At 67.8% G+C, this 1,124-nt stretch carries 1 protein-coding gene; it reads right to left on the bottom strand.

Annotation, left to right across the window (positions count from 1 at the left end):
- Positions 1–27: 27 nt before the first annotated feature.
- Complete coding sequence (locus tag AE618_RS02060) at positions 28–954, bottom strand: IS110 family transposase (RefSeq protein ID WP_054207406.1); 927 nt, start codon at positions 952–954, stop codon at positions 28–30.
- Positions 955–1,124 lie beyond the last annotated feature (170 nt).

Here is a 1,124-nt window from a genome sequence, read left to right as displayed (position 1 = left end):
GATCCGGCAACTGTATCGATGCGCGTATCATGGCTGGAATGCGGTCTTGGTTTTGGCCATGGCGTTGAGCACAGTGAGGAGCTTTCTGGCGACGGCGATGATGGCGACTTTGGTCGCGGCGGAGCGTGCCTTCACAGCTTGGTAGAAGGTCTTGAAGCGGTGCGAGGTTCGGATTGCGGCGAGCGCCGCCATGTAGAGCGCGCGCCTGACGCGGCTGCGTCCGCCCTTGATGGCGCGCTTGCCGCGCTGTCGGCCGCTGTCGTTGTTGAAGGGGGCGAGGCCCGCCAGCGCGGCGATGGCCTTGGGCGAACACTGCCCGAGTTCGGGCATCAGGGCGATCAGGGTGGTCGCGGTGACGGGGCCGACGCCGGGCGCCGAGCGCAACAGGGCCTGCATCGCGGCCAGCTCCGCATTGGCGCGCAGCGCCTGCGCGATCGTGAGCTCGAGGGCCGAGATCTCCTCGTCGAGCCAGGCGAGGAGACGGGCCAGGCTCCCCGTGGGATCGTCGCTCTCCTTAACGCGGACGCGCTCGGCGGCACGCATCTCGACCAACTGGTCGCGGCGTTTGTGCAAGGACACCAGAGTATTGCGGGTGGGATCGGAGGCGGCGTCGGGCGCCAGCGCCAGCATCCGCGCCATGGCGGCGAGCATGCGGGCGTCGATCGCGTCGGTCTTGGCGAGGCGGCCGGTGGCGCGGGCGAAGTCGCGGGCCCGGCCCGGGTTGATCCGGGCGAAACGGCAGCCCGCCTGCTCCAGCGCATGCTGCAGCCGGCGGTCATAGGGCCCGGTCGCCTCGAAGGCGACGAAGGCGCAGCCAATGTCCAGAGAGGACAGCCAGGCGGCAATCGCCGCCTGCGTGTTGTCGATCCGAAAGCCCTCGCCGCGGCTTTCGTCGAACAGGTCGAGATGATGCTTGGCGATATCGCAACCGATGAAGCAGGGGTGTATGGTCATGGCGCCTGTCCCTGTGCTGCGAGGTCCGGTGCAAGCGGCCTCGGTCAACTGTTCAGGATGGGTTTGCAACGCGGGCGGGAACCGAGCCGGAACACGGTGTTCGCCACCTGGGATCCAACGGCATCCCGCCCGCACCAAACATGCCACGGATCCAACACACAGGGATCCAT

The sequence above is a fragment of the Allobosea vaviloviae genome (assembly GCF_001298265.1).
In the GTDB taxonomy this organism is placed as follows: Bacteria; Pseudomonadota; Alphaproteobacteria; order Rhizobiales; family Beijerinckiaceae; genus Allobosea; species Allobosea vaviloviae_B.
The sequence above is the reverse complement of the archived record's forward strand: the minus strand, read 5'-3'. Positions and strand labels throughout refer to the sequence as shown.

What these genes read in the sequence shown, in the direction of transcription:
- AE618_RS02060 (WP_054207406.1), bottom strand. Translation starts at nt 954, where the DNA reads ATGACCATACACCCCTGCTTCATCGGTTGCGATATCGCCAAGCATCAT.